Raw genomic sequence first — 18,151 nt, forward strand, 5'->3', positions numbered from 1 at the left:
TATTGTTTAACATCCCGATTAGTGTTCGCGGGTATTGCGGAACACGATGTCTGGATAGCGCTCTTGCATCAGTTGTAAGTTCACACGACTCGGTGCCAAGTAGGTCAAGTGACCACCACCATCTACCGATAATTGGTCATGTGCTTTTTTCTTAAATTCATTGAATTTTTTGTCATCATCACATGACACCCAGCGCACAGTGTTAATGCTCACAGGCTCGTAGACGCAGTCGACTTTGTATTCTTCTTTCAAACGGTATGCCACCACTTCAAACTGAAGCACACCCACTGCACCCACAATCAAGTCATTGCTATTTTGCGGCATGAAGACCTGTGTTGCACCTTCTTCTGAAAGTTCTTTTAAGCCTTTTTGTAACTGCTTCGACTTCAATGGATCTTTCAAACGTACACGGCGGAACATTTCAGGGGCGAAGTGCGGAATACCCGTAAATTGTAATTTTTCACCTGATGTAAAAGTATCGCCAATTTGAATCGTACCGTGGTTATGTAAACCAATAATGTCGCCCGGCCATGCTTCTTCTAAGTGCTGACGATCACCAGCTAAGAAAGTCAAAGCATCACTAATACGCACATCTTTATCCAGACGCACATGCTTCATTTTCAAACCTTTTTCATATTTGCCTGAACAAATACGCATAAAGGCAATACGGTCACGGTGTTTCGGGTCCATATTGGCTTGAATTTTAAAGACAAAACCCGTAAAACCTTCTTCAGTCGCTTCAACCAAACGATTTTCTGTTGGGTGCGCTTTAGGTTCAGGTGCATAGTTGCTAAATGCATCTAACACATGGTCTACACCAAAGTTACCTAATGCTGTACCAAACAATACAGGCGTTTGACGACCCGCAAGGAACTCTGTGTGGTCTAAAGGCTCATTGGCCATTTGCACCAACTCTAGAGACTCTTCAAATGCCGCCCAAGCCAGCTCACCGACTTTTTCACGTAAGTCTGGATAGTCATAACCATCACGGACTTCAATTTCGGTAATGGTTGAACCAAAACCTGCTTTATACACATAAAACTTTTCTTCGATCAGGTTAAACACCCCAGCGAAGTCACGACCTGTACCAAGCGGCCAAGTGATCGGCACACATTTGATTTTGAGAACGTTTTCAATTTCATCCAACAGCTCTAAAGGCTCACGGATTTCACGGTCCATTTTGTTCACAAACGAAATGATCGGTGTGTCACGCATACGACACACTTCCATCAGTTTCACAGTACGATCTTCGACACCTTTTGCACCATCGATCACCATCAAAGCTGAATCGACCGCCGTTAAGGTACGATACGTATCTTCAGAGAAGTCTTCATGTCCCGGCGTATCGAGTAGGTTGATCATCTTGTCTTTAAATGGAAACTGCATCACAGAGGTGGTGATCGAAATACCACGTTCTTTTTCCATTTCCATCCAGTCCGAAGTGGCTGCACGGTCCGATTTACGGCTTTTCACCATACCTGCAATCTGAATGGCTTGTCCCCACAACAGTAATTTTTCTGTCATGGTGGTCTTACCAGCATCGGGGTGGGAAATAATCGCAAAAGTCCTACGAGCCGCGACTTCTTTCGCCAATTGATCTTTAAACATAAGAGAAATCTTCAATAGGTACACGGTGTTGTACACAACTTATAAATGTGTATCCAACCCGTAAAGTGATAACTTAAAATTGGCGCAATTGTAGCAGATTTATGAATGAGATTTTATTGATAATTTTCCCTTAACCCATCAGCTTAGTACATCGCATTCATCGTCAATTCGAATGCTTTTTAGCTCTGGTAGTGGGTAAGAATAGAACGCTAGTGCTATCAGCGGCTACTTAGATGTACAGAAACATTGTTTGATCCTATCTGAACGTACACTTAACCACGCTGTACCCAATGACAACTTGGAGCAAAACTTCTGTTACTCCTCATACATCAGGCATTATTTTATCTTGTTAAGCCTAATCTGAGCCCATTTTATAAATTTCACTCAAACTCTGGATATACAAAATTATATTTCCCTGTTTTTATACGTTCTACTATAGCCAAAGGGGGCATAACCACACCTATTTCTGCTTTACGGTTTTCTCCCTCTAGGTTTCCAACATAAGTAAATTTATCATCATTAATGTGCCATACAAACCAATTGTGAGAAATTTTTATTGGTTCTTCCCCTACCATTACGCCATAATCATCTGTGTCTCTGAATAATATTGTAGAAGTTCCACCCACATCAGATATGTTTCCAACTTTCTCCCAAAGATTCATTTTTATGCCAAGCTTAGTGACGCAATGCGCATAAAAATCGACATCATCATTAACGATATCCAATAACGTAGGAGTTGCATGGATAGGGTACACTTTTTTAAATGCTCTGATCACATCACTATTTAATTGTGTTAAATCAAAAGCAATGAGCTGGAAATATTTTTTCACCTCATTATCCAACTTTACAGAAAAAACATCACCAACCTTAGTCACGACTCTAACCATAATTATTTAATTCCAAATTGTTCCCAATGTTTTGGGCTGATTTTATTTATTTTATTGAACAGCTTGGTATACGGACAACAGGACACTAAAACGAATAGATTCTAAAGAATACATAAAAAGCCGATATCACTAGATAGAGGCTTTTGCGAACACTGCTTATTTTTTATTAGACTCTCAACTGAATTACATCACCATAAAAGCGATCAGCCATCGGTACAAATTGTAGATATCGCTTAATTGAAATAAGTTGACGATGTGTACTCAAACTCTTCCAAGCGCTTAACATCCATAGGCATACCCAACAAATAGCCTTGTAATTGCTGACAGCCTAACCGTGATAAAATTTCCATTTGCAGAGGACTTTCTACACCTTCTGCTGTCACGACCAAACCCAAGCGAATCGCCAGATGAACAATACTTTCTAAGATCATTTCATCTTTTGAGCCAACGGTCAGCTCATGAATAAAGCCACGATCAATCTTTAGCTCATCTACAGGAAGATTTTTTAAATATAAAAAGCTGGAATGTCCTGTCCCAAAGTCATCAATCGCCAAACGAATTCCCATTTCACGTAACCGCTGTAAGGTACGAATGCTGCCTTCGATATGGTGCATGGCCGTACTTTCAGTGATTTCAATAATTAAATGATTTGGGTTGACTTTATACTTATCAAAAAGATGCTCAAGATTATTAAATAAATGCTTATGCTCAAACTGCACCGCCGATAAATTCACAGCTATTGGATACAGTTCAATTTTCTCTCGTTCCCAAATTTGTAGTTGCTTACATGCTTGCTCCAGAGCCCAATATCCCATTTGGATGATCAACCCCGTTTTCTCTGCGCCTTTAATAAACATATTGGGGGTCAGCAAGCCTAAAGTCGGATGCTTCCAGCGAATCAACGCCTCGACTCCACAAATCCGTTGATCTTGGATGGTAAATTTAGGCTGGTAATACAAAACAAACTGTTGTTCTTCTACGGCTTTATATAAGTCATTGATTAGCTTAGTTTGGCTTTTCGCTTCTTGTTGGTCAAAACTGTAGTTAAAAATAGAATAGGTATTTCTTCCCTGATATTTTGAGGTCAGCATCGCTGCATCGGCATTAATCAGTAAATCCTGCAAATTACTACCATGTTCAGGATACATCGCAATACCAATACTCGCAGACACATTAATTTCTTTACCCGCAATCAAAAAGCTATCTTGAATCAACTCCAGCACGTGCTCCGCCATTTGGCACGCTTGCTCAGGCGTCGCCTGTTCCAGCACCATCAGAAACTCGTCCCCACCAATTCTGAGAATTTTTTCATTTTTACTTAAGTGGCGATGAATCCGAGTGGTTAGTTGAACCAATAATTGATCCCCAACATGATGCCCAAAGACATCATTTACGGCTTTAAAACGGTCTAAGTCGATATATAAAAAGGCAATGCTTTCATTGCGGAAGCGTTGATCTGTAAACAAAAAATGGGCATATTCCGCCAAATACAATCGATTGGGCAGCTTGGTTAAATTATCCTGTACCGCCTGATTTGCCAACTCTTTATTGGCCAGAGAAAGTTGAATATTGCGCTCTTCTAAACGCTGCTCCAACACCGCAACAACAAATGCCGCCACCAAAATCAAACAGGTAATAAAGATAACAACAAATAAAACAATGCTTTGACCTGCTTCAAGGGTCATGACCAGTTTGTCACTATGGGTTGGATAGAACGAGACTGCAAGCATACCGGTATAATGCATACTTACGATGGTCAAGGCCATCATCCCTGCAACATACCATTGGTACAACAGTTTCTTACTGACTGCACTTTTATATTTAAAGATCAGCCAAAAGGTTAAACCCGAGCCACTAATGGCAAGTAAAATAGAAAAAACTGTTAATAAAGGATCGTAAACACTCTGATAGCCCTCAATAATCAGCCCCATCATGCCAGTATAATGCATGCCCGAAATACCAAGCCCCATCAATACCGACCCCAAAACCAATCTTAAAAAAGGTAAGGTCTGACGCGTGGTCAACCAAATTGAAAAAACAGATGCAATAAAAGCAATAAAAAAAGAAAGAATTGTCAGTGCAGGGTCAAAATAACTATGCGTCGGCAAATCACAAGCCAACATACCCACAAAATGCATGGCCCAAATGGCACAGCCTAAGAAAAAACTACTGAGTAAAATGAGCACTGTTTGAAATTTTTTACGCCAAGTACGAAATAATAAGCGTTCGGTCGACACTGCAAAAAAACACGCCAACAATGCCACAACAATTGAACCTAATACCAAACTAAAATCGTAATGCACATGCATCATATAAAATGTCCGTATTAATTTCTCTTTTTCTTCATTTATATCCTTTTTATCAAAGGCGAAAAGCATTACTACCCGATTAAGAATCTTATACAAACAGGTTCAGGTCAAGAAAAAATCACAGAGATATCATTAGAATTTATAGATTTATTTTACCTAGCAGATTGCTTTAGCAGCATGCCAATCCCACATTTGTGTTTTGAATCACAATTTAAATAAAAAGCCAGTCGAAACTGGCTTTTTAATACATTGCGTCAGAGATTAAACTATTTTGCAGTGCCTTTTTGCAACTTGGCATAATCTAATAAGACATTTGCAGATTCAGTCACAAATGCTTCCTCTTCAGGCAATGCAGGACGCTGATTCGCTTTCATTTTAGCGCGTGCTTCAACCAAAGCTTCCATAGAAGCTTGATAGCTTTCCCAGTTTGCATAAGGCTTTTGCCCTGCAATCTGACGGCGCTTGTTTTCCGAGTCTAAAGTCTGTTTTTCCAGTGCCAACAATTCAGCTTTACGTTGATCAATATCTAAAACCACACGTTTTTGATCTTCGGTCTTTTTCGAGATGTCTTTACGCTGTTCAAGATAGTTAAACTGCGGGTCGACTTTAACACGTGCTTGCGACAGCTCACCTAAACGTTTTACATACGGTGCAATACTGCCTTCACGTTTAAATGGTGCGGTTGGAATAGTGTCCCACTCAAGCGCATTTTTCGCTTTACGCTCACCAAACTCTTCATTGTAAATGTCTACCAATTTCACGTCTGGAATTACGCCTTTGTTTTGCGTACTGCCACCCGTTACACGGTAAAACTTACGTTGCGTTAGTGTCGCTTGACCATGCGCCAAGTTATCGAGCTGAACTTGTGCCGTTCCTTTCCCTGTGGTGGTGCTACCAATCACAATGCCACGTTCATAGTCTTGAATCGCAGCAGAATAAATTTCACTTGCAGACGCAGATGCTAAATTCACCATCACTGCCAGCGGACCCGCATAGGTTTGCGCACCATTGTCATCGTCTTCGAAAACGCTCACATTGCCGTTACCATCTCGAATTTGCACCACAGGACCTGACTTAATCACCTGTCCAAGCATACGCGCCACTTCTTCAAGTGATCCCCCTGGGTTATTACGTAAGTCGATAATAATCCCTGATACATTCTTGGCCGCTAAAGTTTTCAGCGCATTGTTGGTATCTTCAGATACAGAACGATATTCTGTGCCCGCACGACGTGCACGATAGTTCAAATAAAAAGACGGAATTTCAATCACACCAAAGGTGTATTGTTGTCCATCACGCGTTACATTCACGGTACGTGAACGTACCCCAGCATCTTCTTCTTGAATGACGTCACGGGTAATGGTCACATTACGCGCTTGGCTCATCGACGCACCCGAGCCGAGTAAACGTATGGTGACTTTGGTACCACGTTTACCACGGATTAAGCCCACAATTTCATTGCTCGGCCAACCGATGACATCCACCATTTTTTCACCATCTTGCGCTACACCAATGATGCGGTCGCCCGACTTCACCTGTCCAGACTTGCTTGCTGGACCACCTTCCACAATGGTTTCGATTTTGGTGTAGTCTTCATTGCCCCGTTCAGGTCGAATCGACACCCCAATCCCTTCAAGTTGCAAAGTCGTCTGACGATTCAATTCCATTGCATCGACAGGCGGGAAATAGTTACTGTGCGGATCATAGGTAAGCGTCATTGCATTGAGTGTTTTGTCTAACACATCATCGCTTTTCACTCGTGAAATACGTTCTAACTGGCGCGTATAACGCTTAGTTAAAGTCTGTACTGGGGTTAAATCTTCCGAGCTAGTGAGATCTTGTCCATTGGCCAATTCTGGGTTGGCTTTAAGCGCTTTTTGCTTCGCCAACTCTTCTTCTTTACTGATGGTCAAATTGATCAGCTGCGAAACCAACATTTTGTTCCAATGCTGACGCTGCGCCGCTTCATTGGCAAAATACGGTGCCTTTTCACGATCCGTTTCGATATAAACATTGGCTTGTTTTAAATTCTGCGGCTTTTTCAGCTCATCCAGCATATACGTATAAAACTGGGTCAAACGATCTCTATACTGTGCATGAATCGCATACGGTCCACTTAAGTCACCTGCTTTTAGAGCCGCACCTAAGTTTGAACCATATTTACGCTTATAACCGTCTACTTCAGAGGCAAGAAACAACGAATGATCTGGATCTAAACTGTCCAGATAGAAATCGAGAATACGCGCCGATGTTTTCGCATCTAAACGTTGATTGAGATAATGTTGACGGTCAACCAAGGTCGCCAGTTGACGAGACACCAAAGCCTGCTCCTGCGACGGAACAATAGCTTGTTTGATTACAGCGGTAGTTTCAGTCGCTGCAATGGCTTCATTAATGGCATGGGTGAAAAAGAATCCACCCGTTGCAATTGCAACCGCACAAGCAATGGTTTGAAGTTTCATAAATAATTCTTAGTTCCTTGGTTTTTGACCAAAATTACAATGTCATTTTTCGACATGAATTGAGAATATTCAAAATCTTAAACAACTTAATCTGTTTATGTCGTGTAGTTTTATCATAATCTGTGCTGACAAAATGTAGCAAATCATTGCAAAATTCGGGTATTGTTTTCGACGACCTGTTTCGCTCACCTTTCAGAGCCAAAACAGTCACTGACCAAAAAATCAAATACGGACACCCAATATGATTGGCGCATTGATGCTCGACATCGCAGGCACAGAACTTACTCAAGAAGATATTGCACTATTACAAGCACCGCAAGTCGGTGGCATGATTTTATTTGGACGAAATATTGAATCTCCTGCACAAGTTCGCGCTCTCACCGACCACATGCGCCGAATTCGTCCTGATATTTTGATTGCTGTCGATCAAGAAGGTGGACGTGTGCAACGCTTAAAACAGGGCTTTAGCCTACTTCCAGCAATGGGTAAGTTTGGCGAGCTATTCTTAAGCGAACCTGAAAAAGCCTTAAGCTTGGCAGAACAATCTGGTTGGTTGATGGCGACAGAAGTACTTGCCGTCGGTATCGACTTTAGCTTTGCCCCTGTACTCGACCTCAATGACATCAGTGATGTGATTGGTGACCGTGGCTTTGCCAAAAATATTCAAGACATCATACCGCTGGCCAGTGCGTTCCTAAAAGGGATGAAAGCCGCAGGCATGGCATCGACAGGCAAACATTTCCCCGGTCATGGTTCAGTCCAAGCAGACTCGCATGTCGCAGCAGCCATCGACGCACGCACGTATGATGAAATTTATGCTAAAGATATGCAGACCTTTATCAAACTGATGCCACAGTTGGATGCACTCATGCCTGCGCATGTGATTTATAACCAAGTTGATCCAAACCCAGCAGGTTTTTCACCGTATTGGATTCAAACCGTTCTACGTCAGCAACTGGGCTTTGATGGCGTCTTATTCTCAGATGATTTAAGCATGCAAGCAGCATGTGTTGCAGGCGGTGCAGATGCACGTATTCAAGCTGCACTCCATGCAGGCTGTGACATGGGGTTGGTGTGTAATGACCGAACTGCCGCATGTGTGGCTTTGGAGGGGATCAGCCAACTGGCGCTGCCAGACCAAGCTCGCTTAGAACGCATGCGTGGTCAGATTCCAAATATCAGCGTTCAATCAACGCTGCATTTAGGTGAAGATTGGGCCAAAGTACGCGACCAAGTGGAACTATTTAGATTAAGTTAAGCACTTCATCTTTGACTATTTCAACCGCGATATTTCGGACAAAGGGACATCACAAGATGTCCTTTTTTCATTATGATAAACTCAAAATAAATCAACAGGCTTGCTCCGCATTGCCCAAACAACAACGCTAAAACAACAAAATATCGGGTACGGATACCATGACAGATGCTTTATCGGCTCATCGCCACATCTCTTTTACTGCGCACTATACAGGCTATATTTGGTATAGCATGGGCATCTCACATCCTGTATTTGCCACCCGCAAAGGGAAGTTGCTGGCCAAACTGGTACACCCACTCGAAAGTTGGGCCGAAAAACACGTCGGTGGCAGCATGCGCACTACCTTAAAACAGCGTCATCAAATGATTGATGACCACCTCAGCGCGCTGATCCAACAGTACCCAAACTTACAAGTTTTAGAAATTGCCAGTGGCCTGTCTCCACGCGGCTGGAGCTTTCGCCAACAGTATCCCGAGATTGACTATCGTGAACTCGACTTACCTGACATGGCAAAAATGAAAACTCAGGCCTTAAAACAGATCGATCAGACCAGTCCAGCGGTTCTCTCTGCCGACTTATTTAGTACAGATTTTGCCCGTGCTTTTGAGGTGTTTGACCCAAACCGCCCCTTGGTGGTGGTGAGTGAAGGTTTGATCAACTACTTTAGCAAAGACATGCTCGCTCAACTGCTACAAGGCATTGTCCAATACGGACAGCAGTTTGATCAGTTATATTATCTGACTGACCTCTACCCTGAACCTGTGAAAAATAAGCTGGCTAACTTTATCTGGAGCAGTAGCAAGCTTTTAAAATGGATGTCCCGTAGCGCCTTTGGCTTTCACTTTATCAGTCCGCCTGAAGCGGCTCAGTTTTTCAAACAAGCGGGCTTTCATACTGTTACTGTTCACCAACCCACTTTAGCCTTCAATAGTACTCAGGCCGATACTTCAAACTTAGATCAGCAGGACCACTTAGGCGACTTGGTCTGGTTGATACATAGCCAATGGCAAAAGCCCAATCAACTCGAGCAATAAACTTAGTCCCCATAAAAAAAACAGCGATGACACGCTGTTTTTTTATTTTTGACTTTCACTTAACTCACGGCTTCGAGCAACGTCTGTTCTTGTTTCTGACGCCCCACAAAGCGAAGCAGTCGCTCCGCGAGTTCAAAACTGCCATGTTTAAATAAGGCACGAATATATGGTCCATCTTCCGAGAAAATTAAACATTCAATCTGAAACTCGCCTTCTTCATCGCTCAAGTGCAAAGCCAAATCACGCGGATATTTAGCCGCCACAGCAGCTAAGTCTGACTCAAAGCGTAAAAGCACCCCAAAGTAGTTCAAGTCCACCACTTCTGTCGCAATCACCAAGTCTGAATGTCGATAGCTTAAGAAAGTTTCGGGCTGTTGAATCTGAACTCGCTCTTCACCACGACGCTCCATTTCCAACATTTGTGCTCGACTAAAGGGGATAATCCCGTCTAAGTGTTGAATGGACTCGTCCTTCAGAAACGTCGCAAACAAGTGCATGGTTTCATTACGGCGTTGTAGCTGTGGCACATGGTCTGCATTGGCAATTTGCGCATATTCCATGTCAGGACATTGCAACGCAAAGTTGGCATTTTCATGTGGCAAGGTAAAACTGTCATATTGGCCACAGGCCACCAAGACTCTGCACTGTGGAATCGGCACATCGGTGAGGCGAAGCAAACGATTACAGTTGATTTCATAGCGCTCTTGTTCTGTTGCGGTAAACTCCGCCATCTGTCTGAAGAACAAACGCTTGGCTGTGGGTGACATTCTGGTTTTATCCATTTTGGCATGATTGACCAAATACAAAATCACGGCCTGACCAAATTCATCCATGCGTTGTTCACGCATTAAATGTAACGACTCTTCCAGCAACATCCGCCAACTTTTACGGGTCTTTTGCATCACGCCCATTAAAATCATACGGTCAATCAGTTCTGGTCGTTGATCGGCCAGACAAGACGCCACCACTGAGCCCAGTGACATGCCCATCACTGAAACTTTGTCTAATCCTTCAATATCGAACCAAATGCCAAGCATCTTCGCAAGATCACCCAGTTCTAATGTTCCTGCAGACAAGCCCGTATCGATATTACGAATTTGTTGATTGGCACCCATTGAAGGCAGATCAATCAGGACAATCGGACCGGCATCGAGCAATTGCTCAACACAGTATTTGTAGGAATTAAAGTTTTGAAACGCCCCACCAATAATCACGATAGGCGTGCGATGGAATGACTCTGGCCGAGCAATCGCCATATATTCGACTTTCCAGCCCTCAATCCATGTGGTTCGTGCAGGTTCTTTAAAGCTGTTACGATGGTAAACATCGAAAAAACCTAAGCGTAAATTCGCGTCATCCAGCTCGGCATCCCTTTGAATCATAGAATTCATGTTCCTTCCCTCTACTCTTGCCTGTACTTTTTGTTTTGCAAGAAATGCACGATCACGCCTGTCAACGGCAACAGGGTGTTCAGTGTTGTAATAATTATGCAAGGACTTCATGTCCTAAAATTCATTCTATACAGAGCACTGTTTTACACGCAACAGATTGTATAACCGCTCATCATGTTTTAGATAAAAAACAATTTCAAAATATGTATAAGCCCGCCTATACGCTGGATTTTTCATGTAGAGACTATGCGGTCGAGTGTTAGGCTGTTACTATCTTCTGTGAAATTTCTAAGTGATCAACCCGCTATGCAAGAGTCGATTGAACAATATATGCAAACGGTAGGACAGCAAGCACGTCAAGCTTCTCGTATTTTGGCGCGTGCCTCTACCGAAACTAAAAACAACGCGTTGTCAGCTATTTATACTGCTTTAGTCAACAGTGAGCCCACTATTTTAGCGGCGAACCAAGCAGATATGAACAAAGCGCACAGCAACAACTTAGACAGTGCTTTACTTGATCGCTTAGAACTGTCTCCCGCACGCTTTAAAGGCATGTTGCAAGGCTTAAAAGATGTGATTGGCCTCAAAGATCCTGTTGGTGAAATCACCGATATGGCCTATCGTCCGTCAGGAATCCAGCTCGGTAAGATGCGCGTTCCTTTAGGCGTGGTTGGCATGATTTACGAGTCTCGCCCAAATGTGACCTTGGAAGCCGCGTCTTTAGCACTGAAGTCTGGTAATGCCATTATTTTACGTGGTGGTTCTGAAGCGCTCGAATCCAATAAAGCCATTGCTGAAGCCATTCAACGCGGTTTAAAACTGGCGGGTTTACCTGAACATGCGGTTCAAGTCATTAACACCGCAGACCGCGCAGCCGTGGGGCAACTGATTACACTCACTGAATTTGTCGATGTGATTGTTCCACGTGGAGGCAAAGGCCTGATTGAACGTATCAGCAATGAAGCCCGTGTCCCTGTGATTAAACACTTGGATGGGAACTGTCACGTTTATGTTGAAGCGCAAGCTGACCTACAAAAAGCCCTACCGATTGCGCTCAATGCAAAAACTCACCGTTACGGCGTGTGTAATGCAATGGAAACTTTGCTGGTCGATGAAAAAGTTGCAGATGAGTTTTTACCGCGTGTCGCTGAGCTCTACACTGAAAAACAAGTGGAGTTGCGCGGCTGTGCTGAAACTCAGCGCATTTTAGGTGCGACAGTCAAAACGGCGACAGAAGAAGATTGGTACACGGAATACCTCGGTCCAATTTTAGCAGTGAAAGTGGTGTCTGGTATGGAAGAAGCGATTGAGCATATCAACAAATATGGCTCACACCATACTGATTCGATCATTACAGAAAACTACTCTCTAGCTCGCGAGTTCTTGGCTGCTGTTGATTCGAGTTCTGTCATGATCAATGCCTCGACCCGTTTTGCCGATGGTTTTGAATATGGCTTAGGTGCAGAAATTGGCATCTCAACCGATAAAATCCATGCCCGTGGCCCAGTCGGCTTAGAGGGCCTGACTTCACAAAAATGGATTGTGTTTGGTGATGGTCAAATTCGCCAATAGCGCGTCCAACTCATTTTAAAGCATGATGCTCAGCCCTCTTAAGAGGGCTGAGCATTTTTTATATCTAAACATTCTCTGCCTCTGCGAATCCTTAAAATCTAGAGGAAATCATGCTTTTTTTGATGGTCACATTGATTATGCATGTGATTATGTGTGAGTCTAAAATGAAATATCAAAAATAAACAGGAACGCCACAATATATTCAGCTCTTTTCAGCAGATAGCGTGTTATTTTTAAAGGGTTAAAGCTGATGAATAATTCAGCATCATTTCATGAATAAATGAAAATCATGAACCGATAAATTTTAATTATTATTCATCAGACGGTCGATAGTGCTTAAGTCTAATCACCTAAAGTCTATCTTGGACTAAAAATATACACATGATACAACATAAAAAATGATCAAGATTGCATAAGAACGTACTGCATGAAGATCAGTTCTAGGACGGATAATTCAATTAGAATCAGGTATTAAAACGTGTCTACATCAGTATTAGTAATTAACTGCGGATCTTCATCAATCAAATATGCGCTCGTTTCTGAACGTCGTGAAGATCGTATTTTCGGTTTAGCTGAGAACTTAGGTTCTGCTGACGCTCGTATCAAAGGCATTACTGCGGGTGGTCAACCCCTTGAATTGTCTATTCCACATGCCGATCATGAGAAAGCATTGGAAACCATCTTAGAACGCCTTTCACATTATAACCCTCAAGCCATTGGTCACCGCGTGGTACACGGCGGTACATTGACCAAAGCTGAGCTTTTAACAGAAGAAATTGTCGAACGCATTCGTGCAGCAACACCACTAGCACCACTACACAACCCTGCGCACTTGGTTGGGATTGACGCCACTATGCGTTTATTCCCAGAGCTACCACAAGTGGCTGTATTTGATACGGCATTCCACCAAACCATGCCTGCACATGCTTACCGCTACGCTGTGCCAAAGTTCTTATACACTGAGCACAATGTACGCCGTTATGGCTTCCATGGTACAAGCCATGCTTATGTGTCTGAACGCGGTTCAGAACTGGCTGGTAGCTTCAAACAAGGAGGCTGGTTAACTGCACACTTGGGTAATGGTAGCTCTACTTGTGCAATTTGGAATGGACAGAGTGTAGACACGTCAATGGGCTTAACTCCACTTGAAGGTGTCGTGATGGGCACACGCAGTGGTGATGTCGATCCAAGCTTACATAGTTTCCTTGCCAACAACTTAGGTTGGGATATTTATAAAATTGATAAAATGCTGAATAGCCAATCGGGCTTACTCGGCCTGTCTGATCTATCAAATGACATGCGTACTTTGATTGAAGCCTCTGAACAAGGCAATGAAGATGCGACTTTAGCTATTGAAGTGTTCTGCTACCGCCTCGCAAAATCATTGGCGGCACTGAGCTGCGGTCTACCACGTCTTGATGGATTGTTCTTCACGGGTGGTATTGGTGAGAACTCGGCATATATTCGTGAAAAAACAGTCGCTTTCCTACCGCACTTTGGTTTTAACTTGAGTAAAGAAGCCAATGACAGTTTAAAACGTGGTACCGAAGGTCGTATTGATACAGGTACAGGCCCACAAATTTGGGTTGTACCGACCGATGAAGAAGGCCGTATTGCCAAAGAAACTGCATTCGTGGCCGATGAGGTGATTCAAACTGCTGCAAAAAAGTCTGAAGACAATGTAGCGATCGCTTAAGCGGTCGTTACATTCACTCAAGTCTGTTTTAAATTCTTGTATGACGAATAAATATATGAAAACGATTTTACTTGTGCCCACTGGGGAAGGCGTCGGCTTAACATCTGCTTGCCTGGGTTTGGTTTATGCGCTGGAATGCCAAGGGGTTAAGGCTGGCTTTTTAAAACCTTTTTCTCAAGAACTCACCACAGGTGCAGACCGCACAACAGCGCTCTATCACCATGTTTCAAAAAATGAAACCGTTGAACCAATTAACTATCACACCATATTGCAACAACTCAGCGCAGGTGAAAATGATGAGCTACTTGAAGATGCGGTTCGTTTGCACCGTGCTATTGCGCGTAAGCACGACCTGATTATTGTTGAAGGCTTAGTCCCGAATAGCCGAGATTCTTTTGCCTCTGAACTAAATGCACAACTTGCGCAAGCACTCGATGCCAAAGTCATTATTGTCAGCAATGCAGACATTAATAAACCAAACGCGACGGCTGAAAAAGTCGATAGCCAACTACGCTACTTTGGCGGTGCCAGTTCAGAGCGAACTGCGGGCGTGTTATTGATGCGCACCAAAGGCTTGCCCGATGACTCAGCACACATTCCAGTGACGTTTGACCCTAGTCTGCGTTTAATCAGCGATACCAATAAATTTATTATTGAACTTCAAAAAACCCATCCAAAGCTCGGATCAGACAAACTCCCTGTAATCGGCTTGGTTCCATTTAGCAACACGCTCAGCGTACCGCGTATGTCAGACTTGGCTTCACACATTCAAGCGGAATGGATCAATCAAGGCGACGCTAACCAACGTCGTGTGTTGCATAGCAGTTTGATTGCATCGAACATTGAGCACGAACTTCATAAGTTTGTCGCAGGCGAGCTGATCATTAGTGCATCAGATCGTATCGATGTGCTTTTGGCATCCAGCTTAGCCAGCAGTAACGGTATTCCACTGGCAGGTTTGGTCCTAACTGAACACCATACACCAAACGAGCAAGTGCTTGCGTTCTGCCAAACAGCGATTAAGCAAGGCTTACCAATTTTACATACAGCGCTCAGCACGTTCGACACGGCGCAGAGCTTAGCCAATCTCAGCAATGAAATTCCTGTCGATGATACTGAACGTGCTGAACAAGTCACTCGTTTTGTTTCGAGCCATATCAATGAAGAATGGTTAACGGCAATGTTGAATGGCTCGTACCAACCTCGTCTCTCGCCTTCGGCTTTCCGCCATGAGTTGGTCCAAAAATCGATTGCTGCGAAAAAGCGGATTGTTCTACCTGAAGGCGATGAGCCACGTACAGTTCAAGCGGCGGCTATTTGCCAATCTCGTGGCATTGCACACTGTATCTTATTGGCAAAACCTGAAGCTGTCGTAGAGGTGGCAAAAGCACGTGGTATTGAGCTTCCACATGACTTAGAAATTATCGATCCAGATTTGATTCGTGAAAACTATGTCGAAAAGATGGTGGAATTGCGTAAAGGCAAACTGAACGAGCTGCAAGCACGTGAACAGCTGCAAGACACTGTCGTTCTGGGTACCATGATGTTGGCACTCGATCAGGTCGATGGTTTGGTTTCAGGTGCAATACATACCACAGCCAATACTGTACGCCCAGCCTTCCAACTGATTAAAACAGCGCCTGAGTACTCACTGGTCTCTTCCGTGTTCTTTATGCTGTTACCCGATGAAGTCTATGTTTATGGCGACTGTGCGATTAACCCAGACCCAAATGCCGAAGAGCTCGCTGAAATTGCGATTCAATCGGCTGATTCAGCAAAGGCCTTCGGCTTAGACCCACGTATTGCAATGATTTCATACTCTACGGGTACCTCTGGTGCTGGAGCTGAAGTTGAAAAAGTCGCTGAGGCAACACGTATAGCGAAAGAACGCCGTCCTGATCTGTTGATTGATGGGCCGCTTCAGTACGATGCAGCATCGGTTGAAAGTGTCGGACGCTCGAAAGCACCTGATTCTAAAGTTGCAGGTCGTGCCAATGTGTTTATTTTCCCTGACCTAAACACAGGCAATACGACCTATAAAGCCGTACAACGCTCTGCAAATGTTGTGAGTGTAGGCCCAATGTTGCAAGGTTTGAACAAACCTGTAAATGACTTGTCTCGTGGGGCTTTGGTGGATGATATTGTGTTTACGATTGCACTCACTGCAATTCAAGCGGAACAACAAGCAACAACTTAAAGTAACTTGATGTGATCCAAACCATCCAACGGAAAAGTTGGGTGGTTTTTGTTTTTAAAAGAGCTATGTTCAACGAAATAAATGTTTAGAAGAAGCCACACACCTTCAAAATTATTTAATAATTTATCAATATATTAGGTTGAAAACCTACTTCTTTACTTAAAATAATAATCCAATCAAAAAGAAGAGCACCCCCAAAATTGGAATGTAAATCCAATTTTTTCTTATCCATTGATTGATCTTAAAATCAATAATCCATCCACGGTCACCTTTCCTCATCATCTCTTGATACTGGTCATTTGATTTTTTTGATAAAGGAAATAAATTTGCTGTGTAAATTGGAAGTAATAATCCACCAACTATCAATAAACAACCAACTATTGAAAGAAATGAAAGCTCCATTATTTTCTTCTCTTGAACTATTTTAAAGTGTAATTTTGCGATTGCTACTGTAATCAGCACACGATGTGAAACCATTTTTCACTAAATACAAATTCGTCACTCTCCAGCATATACAATTGAACTGAGTGTAGTACCACCTAATCGTATAGCCTCTCAAACATTCGACTAATGTATATTTACGAGCATAGCCCAAACACAGATAAAACAGTAAAACTTTACTTTTCAGACACTTAAACAATATACTCAAGCGATATAATTAAATTCTAAATCATTGGTCTCATAATGAATAAAAAATTGCTTCCAATTCTAATAGTGACAACATTTTCACTGACAGCATGTAATGAATCTAAGCAGCACCAAACACCGTCAGACTCAACCACAGCATATAAAAACTTAAGTACCGCCAATCCAGCTGACATTAAAGCGGATCTTGATGCCCTAGATCAGATTTCGAATAAAAATTCTCAAGCCATTTTGAACGCACAAGATGCACTTAAAGCGGCTCGTCAAAATAAAGAAGTCGATACCATCCCCGCCCTGCTAGAACAACTGAAAACCCATTCTCTTGCGTTTAATACCGCACTAGATGCAACAAACTTCAAAAGCCAAGAGGGTGCTGCGTTACGTGAGAAATTTAAGCAAGTCCATCTTCTAGGAGTTGAGCTCGCACAAGAAAATACTAAAAACCCACCACAGATGGATCGTATCACTGGATTAGAAGCAAAAATTAGCGTCATACAACAAAGCTCTATCAGTGAAATGAGAGCCTTACAACGCATGGTATATCCTCAACTCAATACTGGGGCATTAGACAACACCCGACAACAAGCAAAATCAACAGCTGAGCTCAATGTTACGGCTCGCACTGCACCGCAGACCACCTCACATCTGAGTCAAGATAATGCCGCAGACATTAAACATGACCTCATTGCACTCGGGGCACAAACAAGTGCAGCTAAACAAGAAGCAGAAAACTCAATGTGGGAGATAAAACATGCGATGGAAAAAAAAGATCTGCGTGCTCTGAAAACTGCAATTGAAAAATCAAACAAGCGCATTCAAAGCCTGAATCAAAATTACGACATGGTATCTCTCAAAAGCTCAGAAGTAGTCGCAGCCCGTGAGAAACTCAAAAAAGACAATAATCTTCAAATTGAAATGGGTAATATTATCTTATCCAGCTCGCTAGATAGACAAAAGTTTGAGGAGTTGCAAAAGAAACGATCCAATTCTCAAAAAATGGTTGAGATTGAGATGGAAGCGCTTCGGATTAAAGCCAATACAGCATCATGATGAGCTCATGCAGATTTGGTTCAAGCTATTGTCAGTAGAAAA

Annotated in this window: 12 protein-coding genes; 6 read left to right on the forward strand and 6 right to left on the reverse strand. The window is 42.8% G+C overall.

What is annotated here, in order from left to right; translation table 11 throughout:
- Positions 1–18: 18 nt before the first annotated feature.
- The 4 genes from AC5EUN_RS14015 to AC5EUN_RS14030 all read right to left on the reverse strand — a co-directional run bounded on the left by AC5EUN_RS14015 (position 19) and on the right by AC5EUN_RS14030 (position 7,266).
- Positions 19–1,608 carry a peptide chain release factor 3 gene (locus tag AC5EUN_RS14015; RefSeq protein WP_062034954.1) on the reverse strand — a complete coding sequence of 530 codons (1,590 nt, stop codon included), beginning with the start codon at positions 1,606–1,608 and terminating at the stop codon, positions 19–21.
- A 380-nt stretch (positions 1,609–1,988) separates the two neighbouring features.
- Positions 1,989–2,495, reverse strand: a complete 507-nt coding sequence (locus AC5EUN_RS14020) for a hypothetical protein (protein ID WP_159153350.1) — start codon at positions 2,493–2,495, stop codon at positions 1,989–1,991.
- A gap of 233 nt (positions 2,496–2,728) precedes the next feature.
- Positions 2,729–4,807: a bifunctional diguanylate cyclase/phosphodiesterase gene (locus tag AC5EUN_RS14025; protein WP_159153351.1), complete on the reverse strand. Its 2,079-nt coding sequence runs from the start codon at positions 4,805–4,807 to the stop codon at positions 2,729–2,731.
- A gap of 263 nt (positions 4,808–5,070) precedes the next feature.
- On the reverse strand, positions 5,071–7,266 hold the full coding sequence (locus AC5EUN_RS14030) for a carboxy terminal-processing peptidase (RefSeq protein WP_159153352.1): 2,196 nt from the start codon (positions 7,264–7,266) through the stop codon (positions 5,071–5,073).
- 241 nt (positions 7,267–7,507) lie between these two features.
- Here AC5EUN_RS14030 and nagZ point away from each other — a divergent pair, with 241 nt between their 5' ends.
- Positions 7,508–8,524 (forward strand): beta-N-acetylhexosaminidase, encoded by a 1,017-nt coding sequence (gene nagZ, locus AC5EUN_RS14035; RefSeq protein WP_159153353.1) that lies wholly within the window; start codon positions 7,508–7,510, stop codon positions 8,522–8,524.
- Positions 8,525–8,682: 158 nt separating this feature from the next.
- The gene (locus AC5EUN_RS14040) at positions 8,683–9,558 is read left to right on the forward strand and encodes a class I SAM-dependent methyltransferase (protein WP_159153354.1); all 876 of its coding nucleotides are present in this window, start codon (positions 8,683–8,685) and stop codon (positions 9,556–9,558) included.
- Positions 9,559–9,617: 59 nt separating this feature from the next.
- Here the strand turns inward: AC5EUN_RS14040 and AC5EUN_RS14045 are convergent, their stop codons facing one another.
- A complete protein-coding gene (locus tag AC5EUN_RS14045; protein ID WP_159153355.1) occupies positions 9,618–10,949 on the reverse strand; it encodes an alpha/beta fold hydrolase in 1,332 nt (443 codons plus the stop codon).
- Between the two features lie 306 nt (positions 10,950–11,255).
- Between AC5EUN_RS14045 and AC5EUN_RS14050 the strand changes: the two genes are divergently transcribed.
- The 3 genes from AC5EUN_RS14050 to pta all read left to right on the forward strand — a co-directional run bounded on the left by AC5EUN_RS14050 (position 11,256) and on the right by pta (position 16,414).
- Positions 11,256–12,521: a glutamate-5-semialdehyde dehydrogenase gene (locus tag AC5EUN_RS14050; protein ID WP_004979082.1), complete on the forward strand. Its 1,266-nt coding sequence runs from the start codon at positions 11,256–11,258 to the stop codon at positions 12,519–12,521.
- A gap of 478 nt (positions 12,522–12,999) precedes the next feature.
- The gene (locus tag AC5EUN_RS14055) at positions 13,000–14,217 is read left to right on the forward strand and encodes an acetate/propionate family kinase (protein ID WP_159153356.1); all 1,218 of its coding nucleotides are present in this window, start codon (positions 13,000–13,002) and stop codon (positions 14,215–14,217) included.
- Positions 14,218–14,272: 55 nt separating this feature from the next.
- Positions 14,273–16,414 carry a phosphate acetyltransferase gene (gene pta, locus AC5EUN_RS14060; RefSeq protein ID WP_159153357.1) on the forward strand — a complete coding sequence of 714 codons (2,142 nt, stop codon included), beginning with the start codon at positions 14,273–14,275 and terminating at the stop codon, positions 16,412–16,414.
- A gap of 159 nt (positions 16,415–16,573) precedes the next feature.
- Here the strand turns inward: pta and AC5EUN_RS14065 are convergent, their stop codons facing one another.
- Positions 16,574–16,876: a hypothetical protein gene (locus tag AC5EUN_RS14065; protein WP_228276900.1), complete on the reverse strand. Its 303-nt coding sequence runs from the start codon at positions 16,874–16,876 to the stop codon at positions 16,574–16,576.
- A gap of 222 nt (positions 16,877–17,098) precedes the next feature.
- Between AC5EUN_RS14065 and AC5EUN_RS14070 the strand changes: the two genes are divergently transcribed.
- Complete coding sequence (locus AC5EUN_RS14070; RefSeq protein WP_159153358.1) at positions 17,099–18,109, forward strand: PM1805 family lipoprotein; 1,011 nt, start codon at positions 17,099–17,101, stop codon at positions 18,107–18,109.
- Positions 18,110–18,151: the final 42 nt, after the last annotated feature.

The organism is Acinetobacter sp. CAU_H_S170_2, from assembly GCF_058890445.1.